The following is a 17,431-nucleotide window of genomic DNA, read 5'->3' on the forward strand; positions in this document are numbered from 1 at the left end:
TAACGATCGAACTGCTCGCTTCATTGATCGCTCCAGAGGGGGCGCGTACCGTTCGTCCCCAGATGCACGGACACAGTGCGCACCCATAAAACCTCTGGAGACGATCGGATGAGTTCTCACTGGATATCGATCTATGCGTTGATCGGCATGTTCGTGCTTGCCACGGTATTGCCGATCAACATGGGTGTGATCGCCTTTGTCGGCGCATTCCTGGTCGGGACGCTGGTGGCCGCCATGAATGCCAAGGCGATCATTGCAGGCTTCCCCGCGGATCTTTTCCTCACGCTGGCTGGTATCACCTACCTGTTTGCATTGGCCCAGAACAACGGCACGATCGACTGGCTTGTGAAACTGGCGGTCAAGGCGGTGCGTGGACGCATCGCAGCCATTCCCTGGATCATGTTCGCCATCGCGGCCTTGCTCACCTCAGTAGGAGCCGTCAGCCCCGCTGCCGTGGCAATCATCGCGCCCATTGCGCTCGGATTCGCCGCGAGGTACGGCATCAACCCGCTGCTCATGGGCCTCATGGTCGTCCATGGCGCTCAAGGTGGCGGCTTCTCGCCGATCAGCATCTACGGCGGCATCACCAACAAGATCGTCGCCAGGGCCGGCCTGCCTCTGAGCGAGACGACGACCATGCTGGCGAGCCTGGGCGTCAACCTTGCGGTGTCCCTGCTGCTGTTCTTCCTGATGGGTGGGATGAAGCTGGTGCGTCAGAAGGCCGACTCCGAGGGGCGTGTGCCGCCGCTACGTCCGGTCGCGCACGGGCAGGCGGGCGCGCAGGTCTACGGCGACGCGGAGGCAGAGTCGTTCGCAGAGGAGCGGCGCATCGCTACCTCGGGAGAAGGTTCATTGATGGCGCCGTTACAGGAGGGGGGCGCCGCCAATGGGATGCGGCTCTACCAGATCGCCACCGTGCTCGGACTGCTTGCACTGGCTGGGCTCACGCTGTTCTTCAAGCAGGACATCGGCTTTGTCTCAATCACTATCGGTTTGCTGCTCACGCTCATGGCACCCAACCTGCAAAAGCGTGCCTTGGGACAGGTGTCCTGGCCCGAGATCATGCTGATCGTCGGCGTGAGCACCTATGTAGGTGTGATGGAAAAGATGGGGACGATCGACTTCGTCGGTCACAGCGTGGCGGGTCTGACGTCCCCGCTGATGGCGGCCCTGCTGTTGTGTTTCGTCGGCGCTGTGGTGTCGGCCTTTGCTTCGTCCACAGCCGTGCTCGGCTCGCTGATTCCGCTGGGGGTGCCCTTTCTGCAGGGCGACAACGCCGTCAGCGCAATCGGCTTCATCGCGGCCATGGCGATCTCCTCGACCATCGTCGACGTCAGTCCGTTCTCGACCAACGGAGCCTTGGTGCTTGCCAATGCGAAGGGTGTGGACCGCGACGTGTTCTTCAGGCAGTTGATGGTGTACGGCGCCATCGTGACGTTGGTCGCTCCGGTGGTCGTGTGGTTTCTCTTCGTGGTGCTCTAGGCGCCAGCTACCTCCAATTGCAGGCAATGCATGAACCCTATGTCATGGAATCTCAAAGCCGCTGATCGCGCCGCCCGGCTGGTGCGCGCCGCCGAGGCGCTTGGCTCGCGCCTTACCGGCAAGCGGGTCGAAACTGACGCCGTCGGCAAGCTGCTCGACGCGGTGCTCTCGCCCGGCGACCGCGTCTGCCTCGAAGGCAACAACCAGAAGCAGGCGGACTTTCTCGCGCAGGCGCTGGTGACGCTCGACCCGCAGCGCGTGCACGGGCTGCATATGGTTCAGTCGGTACTGGCGCTGCCGGAGCACCTGGACATCTTCGAGAACGGCGTTGCTGCGCGGCTTGATCTCAGCTTCTCCGGGCCCCAAGGTGCACGTCTGGCCAAGCTGGTGTCCGGCGGGCGCATCGAGATCGGCGCCATCCATACATACCTCGAGTTGTTCTCGCGCTACTTCGTCGACCTGACTCCCAAGGTCGCTCTGGTTGCGGCGCAAGCTGCGGACGCCCAGGGCAATCTCTACACCGGCCCCAACACGGAGGACACGCCGGCGATCGTTGAGGCCACGGCATTCTCGGGTGGCATCGTGATCGCACAGGTGAACGAATGGGTTGACGGAAAGACGGTGACACTGCCGCGCGTCGACATTCCCGCCGACTGGGTCCACTTCGTGGTGAAGGCCCCGAGGCCCAACGTCATCGAACCGTTGTTCACGCGAGATCCTGCGCAGATCAGCGAAATTCAGATACTGATGGCCATGATGGCGATCAAGGGCATCTACGCCGAGTATGGCGTGCAGCGCTTGAACCACGGCATCGGCTTCGACACGGCGGCCATCGAGTTGCTGCTGCCCACCTATGGCGAATCGCTGGGCCTGAAGGGAAAGATTGGCAGGCACTGGGCACTGAATCCCCATCCGGCGCTGATTCCCGCCATCGAGGCGGGCTGGGTCGAGTCGGTGCACTCCTTCGGTTCCGAACTGGGCATGGAGGACTACATCCGGGCGCGCTCTGATGTGTTCTTTACCGGTCCCGATGGCAGCCTGCGCAGCAACCGCGCCTTCTGCCAGGCGGCGGGCCACTACGCGTGCGACATGTTCATCGGATCGACCCTGCAGATCGACCTGGACGGCAACAGCTCGACCGCGACGTTGGATCGCATCGCCGGTTTCGGGGGCGCCCCCAACATGGGGGCTGACGCGCGCGGACGTCGCCATGCCAGCCCCGCGTGGCTCAAGGCCGGACGCGAAGCGCGCGCCGGACGTGGTGGCGCGGCAGGCACACCGCGGGGGCAGAAGTTGGTCGTGCAGATGGTCGAAACCTTCCGCGAGCACATGCAGCCGGCCTTCGTTGAGCGGCTCGATGCCTGGACGCTGCAGGAGCGGGCAGGCATGGAACTGCCGCCAATCATGATCTATGGCGAGGATGTCTCGCACATCCTGACCGAAGAGGGCATCGCCAACCTGCTGCTGTGCCGCAGCGACGCTGAACGCGAGCAGGCGATCCGCGGCGTGGCAGGGTACACCGCCGTGGGCCTGGCCCGCGACCAGCGCATGGTGGAGAACCTGCGTGACCGCGGCGTGATTCGCCGACCGGAGGACCTCGGCATCGATCCTCGCCAAGCCACGCGCAACTTGCTGGCCGCACGCAGCATGCGCGACCTGGTACGAGCTTCGGACGGCCTGTACCAGCCGCCCAAGCGTTTCAGAAATTGGTAGCCGGAGATTCGACGATGAGCGACGTTCCCGCAGGGCTCGAGACCCTGGACTTTTCTTTTTCCGGAGGCCGGCCGGCCGGCACTTTCTCGCCAGTGCTGGTCGGTGTGGTCGGCTCCGGCAATCTCGAGGTAATGCTCGAGCCAGCCGTTGGTCGAGATTGCATCGTGCGGGTGGAGACCTCGGCGCGCGGCTTCGGCTCGATCTGGCGGGCCGTGATGAACGACTTCCACGGCCGCCATCCTTTGGCCGGCGTGCGCGTTTCGATCAACGACATGGGGGCGACGCCTGCAGTGGTGAGTCTGCGCCTGGACCAAGCCGTGGCCGAAATCAAAGGAGGCCGGACATGATCAGCTATGCCGAATGCTCGGCGCGCGAACGGCTGGCGCAGCTGCTCGATGCGGACAGTTTCAAGGAGTGGGTGCCGCCGGTCGAGCGGGTCACCAGTCCGCATCTGGCGCAACTCGGCGTGCCCTGCGCCTTTGACGACGGCGTGGTCATCGGCCGCGCGACGCTGGCCGACCGGACCGTATTCGTCGCGGCGCAGGAGGGGGCGTTCATGGGCGGTGGTGTCGGTGAGGTGCATGGCGCCAAGCTTGTCGGGCTCTTGCGGCGGGCGCAGCGCGACCGGCCGGCGGCCGTGCTCCTTCTGGCTGAGTCGGGCGGCGTGCGACTGCACGAGGCCAATGCGGGGCTGATCGCGGTGTCGGAGGTGATGCGTGCGGTGCTCGATGTCCGTAGCACCGGCATCCCTGTCGTCGTCCTGATTGGGGGCTCCAACGGTTGTTTCGGCGGCATGGGCATAGTGGCGCGCTGCGCCGACCACATCGTGATGAGTGATGTCGGCCGACTGGCGATGTCGGGGCCCGAGGTGATAGAGGCCTCGCACGGCGTGGAGGAATTCGATTCGCGCGACCGCGCGCTGGTCTGGCGCACCACCGGCGGCAAGCACCGTTGGCTGACTGGCGATTGCGACGCGCTGGTCGAGGACGATGTCACCGCATTCCGAGAGGCGGCGATTGCTGCATTGGACAAGGCGCAGCCATTGACCCTGGATGCATTGGAAAAGGAGCACGACCTGCTCGTGCAGCGTCTCCACATCCTGCCCGCCGAAGACGCCGGCGGCGATGACGCCACGTTCCTTTGGCGCGCGCTCGGCGTCGCCAATGCACAGGCGGTGCCCGATCTTGCATTGGACGCCGTACGTGCGTTGCGCAACCAATGACCGAGGAACATCAGATGCAATGGAATTCTCTCGTCACCCAGCTCTTCGGGCCTTATCACGGTATGCGCGCAGCCGGTGATTTCCTCCAGGGTGAGGTGATATTCGATGGCGAGCCGATCACGGTGATCGGTACGATCCATCATGCGCCGATCGGCGTAGAACTCGCGCTTGCGCAAGCACGCGTGGTGCTCGACACGATCGCGCAACACGCCGGCCGGCCGATCCTGCTGCTGATCGACACCCAGGGCCAGCAGTTGCGCAGGCGTGACGAACTGCTCGGCATCAATCGCGCGATGGCGCATCTCGGCACGGCCATTGACCTCGCAAGGCGCCGTGGTCATCGCGTGATCGGACTGGTCTACGACCAAGCTCTGTCCGGTGGCTTCATCACTTCGGGCCTGATCGCCGATGCCTGCTACGCCTTGCCGGAAGCCGAGATCCGCGTGATGCGGATTCCCGCGATGGCGCGCGTCACCAAGCTGCCCGAGGACAAACTTCGCTTGCTGTCGCAATCGAACCCGGTGTTCGCACCAGGCGTGCAGAACTATGTGGCCATGGGCGGGGTGCGGTCCGTGTGGCAGGGCGACCTCAAGGGCGCGCTGCGCGATGCGCTCGCGAGCTCGCCGAGCCAGGACCTGCGAGCGCAGGACGGCGCGCAACGAGGTGGCCGCCGGCTTGCAGCGGACGTCATCGAACGCGTCCTGTTGGCGGACTGAGAAGGCACGCGCACCATGGTCGACCTGCGCCGTCACCAGCTCGTCAAGCTCACGCGAGGCGGCTGGTGCGTCATCCTGGAGCGGCAGTGGGACACGCAGGCCCGCGAGTGCCTGGCCCATTGGGCTGCGAGAGGACTGCCATTGGTTGTGACGCGCCAGGCGACGGACTCGACCGTCCATGGCAGCGTCGCGCTCGGCCTGTCGGCGCCTTCGCGCTGGGGATGCCGAAAGCTCGCCGTGCGAGTGCAGGGTGAAGAACTGCTGGAGCTCTGCGATTTTCCCTATCTGGGCGAGCTGCTCGGAACGCTGCCATCTCACGCGTACGGACCGATGCATCGGTTGACGGAGGAACTCGAGCAATACGAAGCGCCAGCGCGCGTTTTCGGCAGCTACGGCTGGCAGGCGATCAGCGGCTGTGACCATGTACAGGCGGGGTCAGATCTGGATCTGGCAGTCCCGGTGGAAGGGGCAGAACATGCGGATGCCATTGCGGACTTGCTTCATTGCTACGGTGATACCTCACCTCGGCTGGACGGCGAACTCATATTCGGCAATGGTGCAGCTGTCGCGTGGCGCGAATGGAGAGCCTGGCGCGCAGGGCGTGCGCAGGCGGTGCTGGTCAAGCAGTTGGACGGCGTGAGTCTTCAGCGCGACGCGCTCTGGTGTGGGCGTCGCGGTTCGGTGGAAGCCGTGTCATGACAGCGGTCGCGCGACAAGAGAGGGCGCCCGCGAAACTGCCGACCGCGGCGATAGGGCGCGCTGCCACGCTCGCGCTGTACGACGAGCTGTCGCTGGCGCCCAAGCCGGGCTTGGTGACCCTGACCGATAGCGGAAGCCACGACGACATGGATGGGCACACCTTCATGCGCAGCCTTTTCGCACTGCGGCACTACTTTGCCGAGATTGCTGCTGCGGGGTTTCAGGGGGCGGGCTTTGCGGTGCTGGAGCGCTGTGGCATCGACGCCGAGGCGCGAATGCTTGCGGCCACGGTTGGCATCAACACTCATCGGGGTTCGATCTTCATGCTCGGCCTTCTGTGTGCGTCGGCTGGTGCTGTCGTGCGCGAACGAGGCGGCGTATCTCATCCGGCGCAGCTTCGCGAAGCATTGGTGCGGTGCTGGGGCGGCGCGCTTTCAGTTCGGGCGATGCGGACTTCCACGCTGCCGGGGGGCATCACCGCTCGACGGCACGGCCTGCGAAGTGCTTCCGAAGAGGCCGCGATGGGATTTCCCGTGCTCTTCGACACGGCCGTCCCTGCGCTGCGCTCGGCTTTACACCGCGGCTTGACCCCACAACAGGCACGGCTAGACACGCTGTTCCACGTCATGGCGGTCCTGGACGATTGCAACCTGGCTCATCGTGGAGGCCTGGAGGGGCTGTGCCATGCCCAGCGGGCTGCGCGGCGATATGTGGAGGAGGGCGGTGCGGCCCAGCCTGAGGGCATTCAGAAGGCAAAGGCCATCGCCGACGACTTTGTCTTGCGACGTCTCTCGCCGGGCGGCGCGGCGGACACCCTGGCGGCCGCTTGCCTGATCTCTCGCGTGTGTGCGGACCTATGAGTTTCGCCTTGCTGTTTTCCGGGCAAGGCACCCAGCACGCCGCAATGCTGCCGTGGTTGGCCGACGACGATGCCGTCGTGCACGACATGAGCCAGCGCCTGGGCGTCGAGGACTGGCGCCAGGCGATGGCGGATTCGACCTGGGCCGAGCGCAACGACAACGCGCAGGTCTTGTTGACTGGACTTGCATCGGCAGCTTGGGCCCAACTTGCGCCAAAGGTGGCGCGGCCCGCCGCCATCGCGGGCTACAGCGTCGGGGAGCTTGCAGCCTTCAGCGCGGCCGGCGTGATGGATGCAAAGGCGGCGTTGGCGCTGGCTCAACAGCGCGCCGAGGCCATGGACGAGTGCGCGGCACGCGTACCGGGTGGCCTTCTGGCCATCAACGGTCTGCCAGATTCAAGACTCTCACGGCTGTTGACGGAAAGCGGATTGGCCGTTGCGATCCGCAACGGGGCGGAAAGCGTGGTCCTCGGCGGCCCGGTGGCTGCGCTGGCATACGCGCAGCGCATTGCCTCGGACGAGGGTGCGCAGTGCACGCGTCTTCGTGTCAATGTTGCTTCTCACACACCGTGGATGCGTGAGGCGGCACAAGGCTTTGCGCAGGCACTTGGCGGGGTGCTATTACGTTCGCCGCAGGTGCCTCTGTTCAGCAACGCGGCGGACCGCATCCGCGATGCAGAGTCCGCAGGGGCTGCGCTGGCCACGCAGATCGCAGGCACAGTCCGCTGGGACGAATGTATGGAAAACATTGTGGCGCGACAGGTTCGCTGCGTATTGGAGGTTGGCCCAGGCCAGGCGCTTGCCCGCATCTGGAACCGACATTGCCCCTCGATTCCCGCCCGTTCCTGCGATGACTTCCGCAGCGTCGCGGCCGTCGTCGGCTGGCTCGAAAGCTACTCCGACCGATGAATCAATCGCGAGACGACTTCTTTCAAACCGCTGAGCAGACAAATGGAGATCATCGTGAGTGCAAACGAAGCAAGAAAGAGCAGTCCCATTCCGCCTCCTGACATGAAGGGCGCGCACGTGGCCGGAATGGAGGCCTACCGGAGCCTGGTGGCCGAGGCCGAAGCCGACTACAGCGGCTACTGGTCGCGGCTGGCACGCCAGTTCGTGAGCTGGAAGTCGGATTTCACTGTTGGTCTGGACGACAGTCAGGCTCCTTTCTTCAAGTGGTTTGCAGACGGGATGCTCAACGTGTCCTACAACTGCCTGGACCGCCAGGTCGAGCGAGGGCTGGGCGGGAAGACAGCCCTCGTTTTCGAGGCCGACGACGGCCAGGTGACTCGGATCGACTACCGGGAGCTCCTGGCGCGCACCTGTCGCCTTGCCAACGCCTTGAAGGCGCGTGGCGTGAGCAAGGGCGACCGCGTTGTCATCTACATGTCCATGAGTATCGAGGGCATCGTCGCCATGCAGGCTTGCGCGCGGATCGGGGCCACCCATTCGGTGGTGTTCGGGGGCTTCTCCGCACAGAGCCTGCGCGACCGCATCCAGGATGCGGGTGCGGTGATGGTCGTGACGGCCGATGAGCAACTGCGCGGCGGCAAGCGCCTGCCGCTCAAGGCCATCGTCGATGAAGCCATTGCGCTGGGCGGATGCGAGACGGTGAGGGATGTTCTCGTCTACCGGCGCACCGGCAGTGACATCGCCTGGGATGCGTCGCGCGACCGCTGGCTACACGAGGAAACGGATGGCCAGCCGCAGAATTGCGAGCCCGAATGGGTGGGCGCAGAGCATCCGCTTTTCATCCTCTATACCTCCGGCTCCACGGGCAAGCCCAAGGGCGTCCAGCATTCCAGCGGGGGCTACCTGTTGCACGCGGCGCTGACCACGCAGTGGACCTTCGACCTGCGCCCGGACGATGTGTTCTGGAGCACTGCCGATATCGGCTGGATCACCGGGCACACCTATATCGCCTACGGCCCGCTCGCCCTCGGTGCGACTCAGGTCGTATTCGAGGGGGTGCCTACCTACCCTGATGCCGGCCGCTTCTGGAAGATGATCCAGGATCACCGGGTCACTGTGTTCTACACCGCCCCCACGGCCATCCGCTCGCTGATCAAGGCGTCCGAAGGCAACGAGCAGGTGCATCCGCAGCGCTACGATCTTGCCAGCCTACGTATCCTGGGCACCGTCGGCGAGCCGATCAATCCCGCCGCCTGGGAATGGTTCCACCGGCATGTGGGTGGTGGCCGCTGCCCGATCGTCGACACCTTCTGGCAGACCGAGACCGGTGGCCATATGATCACGCCTCTGCCAGGCGCGACACCGCTGGTGCCCGGCTCCTGCACGCTGCCTTTCCCAGGGATCGCGGCAGCTGTGGTCGATGAAACCGGCGCGGAGTTGCCCGACGGGCAGGGTGGCATCCTGGTGGTGCGAAAGCCGTGGCCCAGCATGATCCGAACGATCTGGGGCGATCCGGAGCGCTTCCGGTCAAGTTACTACCCGCCGGAGCTCGGGGGCAGCTACCTCGCGGGCGACGGCGCCATCCGAGACCCGGCAACCGGCTATTTCACGATCACCGGTCGCATCGACGATGTGCTCAACGTCTCTGGGCACCGCATGGGGACGATGGAGATCGAGTCGGCGCTGGTTTCGTGTACCGATCTGGTCGCGGAGGCCGCGGTAGTCGGGCGGCCCGACGAGACGACCGGCGAAGCGATCTGCGCATTTGTCGTGCTCAAGCGCGCACGTCCCAGCGGCGACGAAGCCAGGCAGATCGCCAACGAACTGCGCAACTGGGTTGCCAAGGAGATTGGTCCGATCGCCAAGCCCAAGGACATCCGCTTTGGCGACAACCTGCCAAAGACACGCAGCGGCAAGATCATGCGCCGCCTTCTGCGCTCCGTAGCGAGGGGGGAGGGCATTGCACAGGATACATCCACGTTGGAGAACCCTGCGATCCTGGAACAACTGGCGCAGTCCAATTGACGTGACACCACGGCGAGTGGCACGGCGATGGTCAAACGTCGCGCGCGATTGCCCAGGGGCCCGGTGCGGTTCAGGCCCGCTTGCGCTCAGTGAACTTCCTGGCCCCCTCCGAGTAAGCGCCTGAAGCGAAATTGGCGGCGTGTCCGCGCCGCGCCGCGGCGCATGCCTTCACGAACAGCTCGTCGCCCATCTCCTTCCACCATGCCTTGGTGATCGCCACCGAGGTCGGCGACCAGCCCGCGATCAGCGCGCAGACCTCGGCCACCCGTTCGTCGAGACGCTCGTCTTCCACCACTTCGTGCACCAGACCAAGCTCGAGTGAAGGCCCGGCCGGGACGATCTCTGCCAGCAGCACCAGTCGTTTCATGGCTGCCTCGCCGATGATCGGCCACAGCAGTGCACTGCCGACGATCGCCGCCGAACCGACCTTGAACTCGGTCATGCCGAAGCGCGCCTGCGTCGATGCGATGCGCAGGTCAGACATCAGCGCGATCTGCAGCCCCGCTCCAGCCGCCACGCCGTTGATGCGTGCGATGACGGGCTTGCGCAATGCGCGGAACACCTCGTACAACTCCAGGTAACTGTCGATCCGCGCGGCCGAACCTGCGGCGTCCATCGCAGCGCTCTCGTGCTGATCCTGCCCCGCGCAGAAGGCTTTGCCGCGGCCGGTGATGACGATGGCGCGGACCGTGTCGTCGGCGTCGGCCGCCAGCAGCGCCTCACGGAAGAGTTCGCGCTGCTCGCGGTTGAATGCATTCATGGACTGCGGGCGATCGAGCGTGATGCGTGCCACCGCAGCGGCGATGTCGAGGGTGACGCAACGGGGCGTTGAGGGAGTTTCGTTCATGGAGGGTTCCCGTGTTCGTTCCTGTTCAGCGCACCGCGGCTCTGATTGGCTGCACCACGCGCTCCCATTTGGTCGATTCGTTCTGCAGCAGTTCGCGCGCCTGTGCTGGTGTGCTGTGCACCGTCTGGACGCCGAGCTGGGCGAATCGACGCTGTGTTGCCTCGTCGTTCAGTGCCTCGTTCAGGGCCGCATTCAGCGCGGCCACGACGGAGTCGGGCGTTCCCTTCGGCGCGAGCACGGCGTACACCGATGCGGCGACGAACTGTGGAAGGCCCTGCTCCGCGAAAGTGGGCACGTCGGGCATCACGGGCAGCCGCTGCGCGGAGGCGACACCCACCGCGGTGACCCGACCGGTGGCGAGGTTGGTCAGTGCCGTGGGCGAGGTGGTCACGATGATCTGGATCTCGCCGGAGAACAGGTCGGCCGTGGCGGGCGCGGAGCCTCTATAAGGCACGTGCAGCAGGTCTACCCCGGCCTGTTGCCTGAACCACTCGGTGACGATGTGCTCGGTCGAGCCGTTGCCGGAGGAGCCATAAGCCAGCTTGCCTGGGTCCTTCCGGGCTCGCGCGCTCAGGTCGGTGTATGACGCGATGCCGCTTTGCTTCGACGCGAGCATCACCAGCGGCAGCTCGCCGACGGTGGCCACCGGCTTGAAGTCCTTGGTGATTTCGTAGCCGGCGGCTTCGGCGCCGATCATCTTCTCGGACATGACGTAGGAGGTTGTGGGCGCCATGAGCAGCGTGTAGCCGTCGGGGGAGGCCCTCTTTACCGACTGCGCGGCGATGGCGCCCGATGCCCCCGCCTTGTTGTCGACGACGACCGGGGTCTTGATCCTCGTCGACAGGCTTTGGGCGATGGTGCGGCCGACCACGTCCACGCCGCCGCCGGCGGGAAAGCCGACAACCAGGGTGATCGGCTTCTCAGGGAAGGCCGTGGCGGCATGGGAGCACATGCCGAACAACAGCATCGTTGCGCCCGCCGCTGCCGACTGCCACCATGAACTGAGTTCTGCTCGGGTCATGTTGTCTTTCCTTCCAAATGAGTGAATGAATGAATGGGAGGAGGCGAGAAAAAGGAAAAAAGGGAAGAAGGAGGGGAGGAACAGAAGAAAGCGCCGCCTCCACGCATCAGCGCCCGGCCGGCCGGAAGTCGGTAGCGTCGAGATCCCATACGCCGGCCACATGGCGGGAGAGCTCCTTCTTCTGAATCCTCTGCGTGGGCGTTTTCGGGAACGCGTCGATGAACTCGATGTAGCGCGGGATCTGGAAGTAGGGAAGACGCTGGCTCGACCACTGGATCAGAGCCATGGGATCGATTCGCACGCCGTCGCGTGCACGTACGAAGAGCTTCAGTTCATCCTCGCCGAGCTCGCTGGGTACACCCACGAGCGCTACTTCGGCCACGGCCTCGTGCTGCGCGAAGACACGCTCCACGTCCCATGCGGAGATGTTGACGCCCCTACGGCGCAGCATGTCCTTCTTGCGCCCGGCATAGAAGAGGTTGCCCTCGGCGTCGGCATGCGCGAGGTCACCGGTCATGAAAAAGTCGCCTCGGCGCGCGGCGGCATCGGCCTGCGGGTTCCTGAAGTAGCCAATGAAGCCCAGGCGCGCATCCCTGGCACGTATCGCGATCTCGCCGTTGATCCCTTCGGCTACCGGTCGGCTTTCATCGTCGAGCAGCGAGATCTCGTAGCAGGACAGCGGCTTGCCGATGGAGCCCGGCGTGCCATCGACATTGGCAGTCACGAAGGTGATGAGCTCGGACAGTCCGTAACCCTCCCGCATCTCGACGCCAAAACGCTCGGCGAACGCATGCCAAACATGGGAGGGGCAACCGCCGCCCCAGGCGATGCGCACGGCGTGCTGACGGTCGTCCGAGCGCGCCGGTTGCTTCAGAAGCATCGGCAGCACGCTGCCCAGGTAGTGGATATGCGTGGCCCTGTGCCGCCGCGCGTCGTCCCAGAACCTCGATGCGCTGAAGCGCTCCAGCATTGCAAGCTGGAAGCCGCCGATAAGCGCCGCGATAGCTACGGCCACGCCGGAACCATGATGAAGCGCTTCCCAGAACAGGAAGACGTCACCAGGGCCGGCACCGGTGAGCCGAAGCACCGCAGTCGGACCCGCGCGCAAGTGGCGATCTGTCTTCAGTACGCCCTTGGGTGCGCCTGTGGTGCCCGAACTGGGGCTCAGTGCGATAACGTCGTCGGCGTGCACCTCGGGCGACACGGCGTCTTCGGCGCAGGCGGCGAAGCTGTCGAACTGGTCGTCCGTTCCGTTGCGCCAGATGACAAGCGGCAGGCGCATCCCGAGGCCCTCGAGCGCAGGTTTGTAGGCAACGTCAGCAATGAGCGCCTTCGGCTCGAGTTCCGTGAGCAGGTGCTCCAGCGGCGCGCCAATCAAATGCACATTGATCGGCACTCTAACCATGCCCAGCCGCGCCAGCGCGAATATCAGATAGAGGTGCTCTGGATGGCTGGGCAGCATGACTGCGACGCGATCGCGGCGCGTCAGCCCCCGCGCTCTGAGCATTGCCGCGACCTGGTTGACCCTGCGGTCCAACTGGCCGAGGCTGATTCGTTCGCCCTGAAAGGTGCAATAGGTTTCGTGAGGATGCTGATGCGCGCGACGAGCCAAGAGTGCGCCGATTGTTTCGTCGCCGACCTCATTCATCGCAACAGCCTGCGCCGGAATTTCGATCTGTAGAGACATCCTCTTTCCGATGAAAGTGATTCGACCAAATAAATTGCCATTCGATTACAAAAATCGTTTTGCAATTTCTAGACTCAAGGATGTAGCGTTGTCACGCCGTTGTCAACAAGGAGCTCTACGTAGACACGTGCACTCGCCCCGGATAGGCGAGCGCAGACGACCGCAGAAGGCGGCTGGAAATCAAGGAGTCGGAGGAACCGAAAATTCAGATTGACGCTTCGCGCGCCACCTGCTCAAGCTTGGGCAGGATCAGTTGACGCACCTTCTTGAGATCGAAGCGCGCATGCACAGTCGAGACATTGATGGCTGCCACGATGCGCCCGGAGTCGGTGACCGGAACAGAGACGGAAACGCCGTCCTCCGCGAAGTTCTTCTCGGTGAACGAGTAGCCGTCCTTTGCCGCCTTGCGGAAGATGGCGAGCACTTCGTCTCGGCTGCGCGTACCGAAGCGTGCACGCACAGCAGGCGCCAGCGCGTCGAGCATGGTCGACAACTGCGTCTCGGGCGCAAGCGACAGCAGCACCTGCCCGGAAGACGAAGTGAGGGCCGGAAAGCGGCTGCCGACTGGCAGGTTGACGGCCGTGATGTGGCCTCCCGGAATGTTCTGCACTACCACCACGTCCTCGCCGTCGAGTTCAACCCACGACACCGTTTCGAGTGTTTCGGCGGCCAGCGCCTGCAACAACGGATAGGCAAGGTCCCTTTGCGACCGATGGCGATGCAGGCCACGCACCAGACCGATTAGCTTCAGGGAGGGGAAGTACTTCTTCGACTCCGCGTCCTTGTTCAGATAGCCGAGTTGGTGCAATGTGTATACGTAGCGCTGCGCTGCGCTGCGCCCCATCTCGGTCCTGTCGGCGATGTCACCGATCGACAGTGGCATGGGATGCTCGTTAAACAGCTCGAGCACGCGCATCCCCTTTTCCATCGAGCCGACGAACAGACGCGTGTCGGGCTCACCTTGATCGGCACCGGTGGCCCGCAGGGCTTGGTTCCGGGAAGCAGGAGAGATCTGAGAGGGTTCCACGGAGCTCGACTGGCGAGAATTGAATGGCGTCGCGGTGACGGAGCACCGAATGAAATGGAGATCTGTAGGCCCAGGCAAGAGGGCATACAGGCTAGTCGCTTACTGATGAGTATAAGGAACGAATGGCGTTCAGCATCCCGTTTCGGGGTATTGCTCATGCCCCTTGCGTTCGATCACCTCAACTTGGAGATCGAGGATAGTCACAGCGCGATCTGCGAGAGATGCATTCGCGATGGGGCGAGGTAGACGACGAGTTGCGGATCCTGCTGACGGACCCGTTTCAACAATGGCAGCCATGTGCGATGTTGGATCAATGCCTTAAAAGCGAAGGCTTGGCGAGAAGGTAGTGGCGGATGGCCGACTCTCCCTCGCGCAGCAATGCGTCCACCGCATTTTTGTCGCCGCAGGACTGGACCTGAGACGCTCGTTTCTTATCTCGACTGCCTCGAGTACGTTGTTTCCCGCAGGCGCTTCTTAACGCGGCTATCTCGAACTTGTTGTTAGGCCTTCGCGGGCGTCTTGAACAAGCGCATCGGGGGGACCTGCGAGGCCGCCTGTTGCGGGTCGTGCTCCGATACAGGGCGTTCAGCTGTCCATGGCGTGTGGCATCGACCGGAAGCCCGGGAGCGCTTCGATGCGCCGCGACCAGGCCTCCAGGGCAGGCCACGCTCCATGGATTCCCGCCTGATCGCGGATCGAAACGAACGGATAGCACGCGAGATCCGCCAGCGTCGGCGAGTCGCCGACCAGCCAGTCGTGGGCTTTCAGCCGTGCCTCCAGCACGCCCATGGCCTTGGTGGCTCGCGACTGCGCGGCCTCCAGGTTCGTGGGGATACCGAAGTGGAGCTGATTGCGCGCCAACCCGATCCCGTGGTGCAGCTCCGTCGCATCGAAGAACAGCCATTGCAGTATCTCGGCGTGCACCGCGTCCGGCAGCCATGGCTTGCCATGCCGCTGCGCGACATGGAAGACGATCGCGTGACTGTCGCGAATGATCCGGCCATCCTCGTCCAGCACGGGCACATGGCCTAACGGGTTCAGCGAAAGGAACGGCTGCCTGCGATGCTCGCCCGTTCGGAGGTCGACCTTCCTTGTCTCGTGCGAGACGCCCAGCAGGTCCAGGACCAGCTTCGCGCGGTAGCTGTTGGCGGAGAGGGGAGAAACGTAGAGTACGGTGCACATGGTGTGAAGAGAATGGTGATCATGGACCCAAGGCTAAACCCGGGTGTTGACTCCAGAGTCAACACCTTTTTGAAGATCGGCGAGATCGCGCGCCTGGGCGAGGTAGGCGTGGATACCGTGCGGTACTACGAACGGCTGGGACTGCTGCACGCCCAGGGACGCAGCGCGGGCGGATACCGCGAGTTCAGCAGGGCGACCGTCGAACGGATCCGCTTCATCAAGCCGGCGCAATCCCTCGGCTTCCGGCTCGACGAAATGGTCAGCGTGCTCAACGCGATCGATACCGAAGGGGTGAACTATCAGCGGGCCCATGCGCGGCTGTCCGCGGTGGCCGAGCGGATCGATGCCCAGATCGAGGATCTGCGTCGGGTTCGCAGCGAGATCTCCGTGCTGCTCGCGAAATACGAGGCCGACGGCTGCGAGGAACTGGAGTCGACGGTGACCCGAATGGGCTAGGAGATGCCGCAGGATCGCTGACGGCCGCATGCCTGGGTACGCGTCGGCTTGCCCAGTTCCGTCCGCAGGTCGGGAGTTTCGCGCCGACAACACGAGAGCGAACGGGAAGTGCAGCGCTTGAAGTATCGACTCGCGCAAGCCAATGCTGAACAAGAAGGACAGCGCCGTTCTCTTGGCAAAGAGGAAGCCCAAAGAACGGAGGATGCGAGAAAGATGAAACTCGAAGCGGCAGAACGAGAGAAGCGCCTGCTGTCGGAAACTGAACAAGAGCGGTCAGCGACGCAACGGGCGCTCGCGGATCTATTGAAGGAACAGGAAGCCAGACTTTGCGCAGAGCAAGAACTGGCCCGTGCAGGGCTTCGGTAGCACGTGGCGCTCAACGAAAAGAACGAGATGTCCGCGATCGGGCTGATCGATCTCGGGGCGCCGAAACGAAGCGCCGGCCGTTCATTTCTTATCGCGACTGTCTTGAGTATGTTGTTTCCCGCGGGTATTTCTTGGCGCGGCTGCCTCGAACTTGTTGTTCAGCCTTCGCGGGTGTCTGGCACATGTTGTTCGGTTGTCTTGAACTTGTTGTCAAAGGTGTCAGCAATTTGTTGTTCCCGCGCGGCGGGCCCAGGTTAGCCCCGAGGGCAAAGTCCGGCTGGTCACCATCTACGAGTCCGGCAATGATGTCAAGAATTTATATAATATATCTTATGTTAAATATTAAAGCCCTGCTCAAAATCGTTTCATCGATCGTTTCTTCGGAAAGCATCTGAAATCGATTTCCCAAAGGAAAGCCTCGCCGCAGTCCCGCCAACTATCGTTTCGTGGGACCGCATATCTGTCGAGGATTCTCCTAATCAAGGAACCGTTTCAGACCGGGGCACTGCCTCGGGTGCCCGGAACACAGATCGGCTGAAGATACTATTGATGCTATAATGCATCAATATTGATGATGGCCTGCCATGAGAACTACTGTCACCATCGAGGACGCCCTCTACAACGAAGCACTTGAAGTTGCAGATCCGAGCATGGACAAGGCGGATCTTTTCAGGGAAGCAGTGAAAACGTTCGTTAGGGTTCAAGCGGCCAAGCGCCTCGCTGCGTTGGGCGCACGTGCGCCCGAAATTCGCGACATTCCCCGTCGTCGCGAGGACGTGAACTCGTGACGCCCATCTTGGTCGACACCTCCGTTTGGGTCGACCATTTCCGCGCGCATAACACCGGCTTGGTGAGTCTCCTTGGAATGGATCGAGTGATGATGCATCCGATGGTGCTTGGAGAACTCGCGTGCGGTACTCCTCCATCACGCACACAGACCCTTCGGGATTTAGGACGCCTGCAACAGATGCCGCAAGCCAATTTGCGGGAGGTGCTCGCCTTCATTGAGCAGGAGCGGCTGTTTGGCTTGGGATGTGGACTCGTGGACCTGTCTCTCCTGGCCTCAACGCTCATGACACCGGGTGCTGAGTTGTGGACGCTCGATCGGCGGCTTGGTGATCTGGCTCAGCGTTTTGGGGTGACATACCGCCCCCCTATCCATTAGTTTCCCTGCACAGCTTGATCCGATGCCGCCAGTCGTGACCAGCTTCGCGCACTCG

General features: G+C 63.5%; 18 protein-coding genes. 13 read left to right on the top strand and 5 right to left on the bottom strand.

The window, feature by feature from the left end:
* Positions 1 to 108 precede the first annotated feature (108 nt).
* From EJP69_RS20050 to acs, 9 genes are all read left to right on the top strand, one after another.
* The gene (locus tag EJP69_RS20050) at positions 109 to 1,482 is read left to right on the top strand and encodes an SLC13 family permease (RefSeq protein ID WP_126472242.1); all 1,374 of its coding nucleotides are present in this window, start codon (positions 109 to 111) and stop codon (positions 1,480 to 1,482) included.
* 30 nt (positions 1,483 to 1,512) lie between these two features.
* Positions 1,513 to 3,195 (top strand): malonate decarboxylase subunit alpha, encoded by a 1,683-nt coding sequence (mdcA, locus tag EJP69_RS20055; protein WP_126472243.1) that lies wholly within the window; start codon positions 1,513 to 1,515, stop codon positions 3,193 to 3,195.
* Positions 3,196 to 3,209: 14 nt separating this feature from the next.
* The gene (mdcC, locus tag EJP69_RS20060; protein WP_126472244.1) at positions 3,210 to 3,542 is read left to right on the top strand and encodes a malonate decarboxylase acyl carrier protein; all 333 of its coding nucleotides are present in this window, start codon (positions 3,210 to 3,212) and stop codon (positions 3,540 to 3,542) included.
* Complete coding sequence (locus EJP69_RS20065) at positions 3,539 to 4,417, top strand: biotin-independent malonate decarboxylase subunit beta (RefSeq protein ID WP_126472245.1); 879 nt, start codon at positions 3,539 to 3,541, stop codon at positions 4,415 to 4,417. Before mdcC ends, EJP69_RS20065 begins: the two co-directional genes overlap by 4 nt.
* Positions 4,418 to 4,431: 14 nt before the next feature.
* Entirely contained in the window at positions 4,432 to 5,133 is a 702-nt protein-coding gene (locus EJP69_RS20070; RefSeq protein ID WP_126472246.1) for a biotin-independent malonate decarboxylase subunit gamma, read from the top strand.
* Positions 5,134 to 5,148: 15 nt separating this feature from the next.
* Entirely contained in the window at positions 5,149 to 5,832 is a 684-nt protein-coding gene (gene mdcG, locus EJP69_RS20075) for a malonate decarboxylase holo-[acyl-carrier-protein] synthase (RefSeq protein ID WP_126472247.1), read from the top strand.
* Positions 5,829 to 6,692, top strand: coding sequence for a triphosphoribosyl-dephospho-CoA synthase (locus EJP69_RS20080; protein WP_126472248.1), 864 nt, complete (start codon positions 5,829 to 5,831; stop codon positions 6,690 to 6,692). The genes mdcG and EJP69_RS20080 overlap by 4 nt, the downstream gene beginning before the upstream one ends.
* A complete protein-coding gene (locus tag EJP69_RS20085; protein ID WP_126472249.1) occupies positions 6,689 to 7,600 on the top strand; it encodes an ACP S-malonyltransferase in 912 nt (303 codons plus the stop codon). Before EJP69_RS20080 ends, EJP69_RS20085 begins: the two co-directional genes overlap by 4 nt.
* A 102-nt stretch (positions 7,601 to 7,702) precedes the next feature.
* Positions 7,703 to 9,625 carry an acetate--CoA ligase gene (acs, locus tag EJP69_RS20090; RefSeq protein WP_240652247.1) on the top strand — a complete coding sequence of 641 codons (1,923 nt, stop codon included), beginning with the start codon at positions 7,703 to 7,705 and terminating at the stop codon, positions 9,623 to 9,625.
* 70 nt (positions 9,626 to 9,695) lie between these two features.
* Here acs and EJP69_RS20095 read toward each other — a convergent pair whose 3' ends face one another.
* From EJP69_RS20095 to EJP69_RS20115, 5 genes are all read right to left on the bottom strand, one after another.
* Positions 9,696 to 10,418 (bottom strand): enoyl-CoA hydratase/isomerase family protein, encoded by a 723-nt coding sequence (locus tag EJP69_RS20095; protein ID WP_170217188.1) that lies wholly within the window; start codon positions 10,416 to 10,418, stop codon positions 9,696 to 9,698.
* A gap of 79 nt (positions 10,419 to 10,497) precedes the next feature.
* Positions 10,498 to 11,493, bottom strand: a complete 996-nt coding sequence (locus tag EJP69_RS20100; RefSeq protein ID WP_170217189.1) for a Bug family tripartite tricarboxylate transporter substrate binding protein — start codon at positions 11,491 to 11,493, stop codon at positions 10,498 to 10,500.
* A 106-nt stretch (positions 11,494 to 11,599) separates the two neighbouring features.
* A complete protein-coding gene (locus EJP69_RS20105; protein ID WP_240652231.1) occupies positions 11,600 to 13,180 on the bottom strand; it encodes an AMP-binding protein in 1,581 nt (526 codons plus the stop codon).
* A gap of 205 nt (positions 13,181 to 13,385) precedes the next feature.
* Positions 13,386 to 14,207: an IclR family transcriptional regulator gene (locus EJP69_RS20110; protein WP_126472253.1), complete on the bottom strand. Its 822-nt coding sequence runs from the start codon at positions 14,205 to 14,207 to the stop codon at positions 13,386 to 13,388.
* Between the two features lie 585 nt (positions 14,208 to 14,792).
* On the bottom strand, positions 14,793 to 15,389 hold the full coding sequence (locus tag EJP69_RS20115) for a glutathione S-transferase family protein (RefSeq protein ID WP_126472254.1): 597 nt from the start codon (positions 15,387 to 15,389) through the stop codon (positions 14,793 to 14,795).
* Positions 15,390 to 15,401: 12 nt separating this feature from the next.
* On the opposite strand from EJP69_RS20115, the gene EJP69_RS20120 reads away from it, so the two are divergent.
* The 4 genes from EJP69_RS20120 (at position 15,402) to EJP69_RS20135 (ending at position 17,376) form a co-directional block, all read left to right on the top strand.
* Entirely contained in the window at positions 15,402 to 15,845 is a 444-nt protein-coding gene (locus EJP69_RS20120; protein WP_170217190.1) for a MerR family transcriptional regulator, read from the top strand.
* A gap of 117 nt (positions 15,846 to 15,962) precedes the next feature.
* Positions 15,963 to 16,211 (top strand): hypothetical protein, encoded by a 249-nt coding sequence (locus EJP69_RS20125; protein ID WP_126472256.1) that lies wholly within the window; start codon positions 15,963 to 15,965, stop codon positions 16,209 to 16,211.
* 584 nt (positions 16,212 to 16,795) lie between these two features.
* Complete coding sequence (locus EJP69_RS20130) at positions 16,796 to 16,999, top strand: type II toxin-antitoxin system VapB family antitoxin (RefSeq protein WP_126472257.1); 204 nt, start codon at positions 16,796 to 16,798, stop codon at positions 16,997 to 16,999.
* Positions 17,000 to 17,007: 8 nt separating this feature from the next.
* Positions 17,008 to 17,376, top strand: coding sequence for a type II toxin-antitoxin system VapC family toxin (locus EJP69_RS20135; protein WP_240652232.1), 369 nt, complete (start codon positions 17,008 to 17,010; stop codon positions 17,374 to 17,376).
* Positions 17,377 to 17,431 lie beyond the last annotated feature (55 nt).

This window comes from Variovorax gossypii, from assembly GCF_003965815.1.
Taxonomy (GTDB): domain Bacteria; phylum Pseudomonadota; class Gammaproteobacteria; order Burkholderiales; family Burkholderiaceae_C; genus Variovorax; species Variovorax gossypii.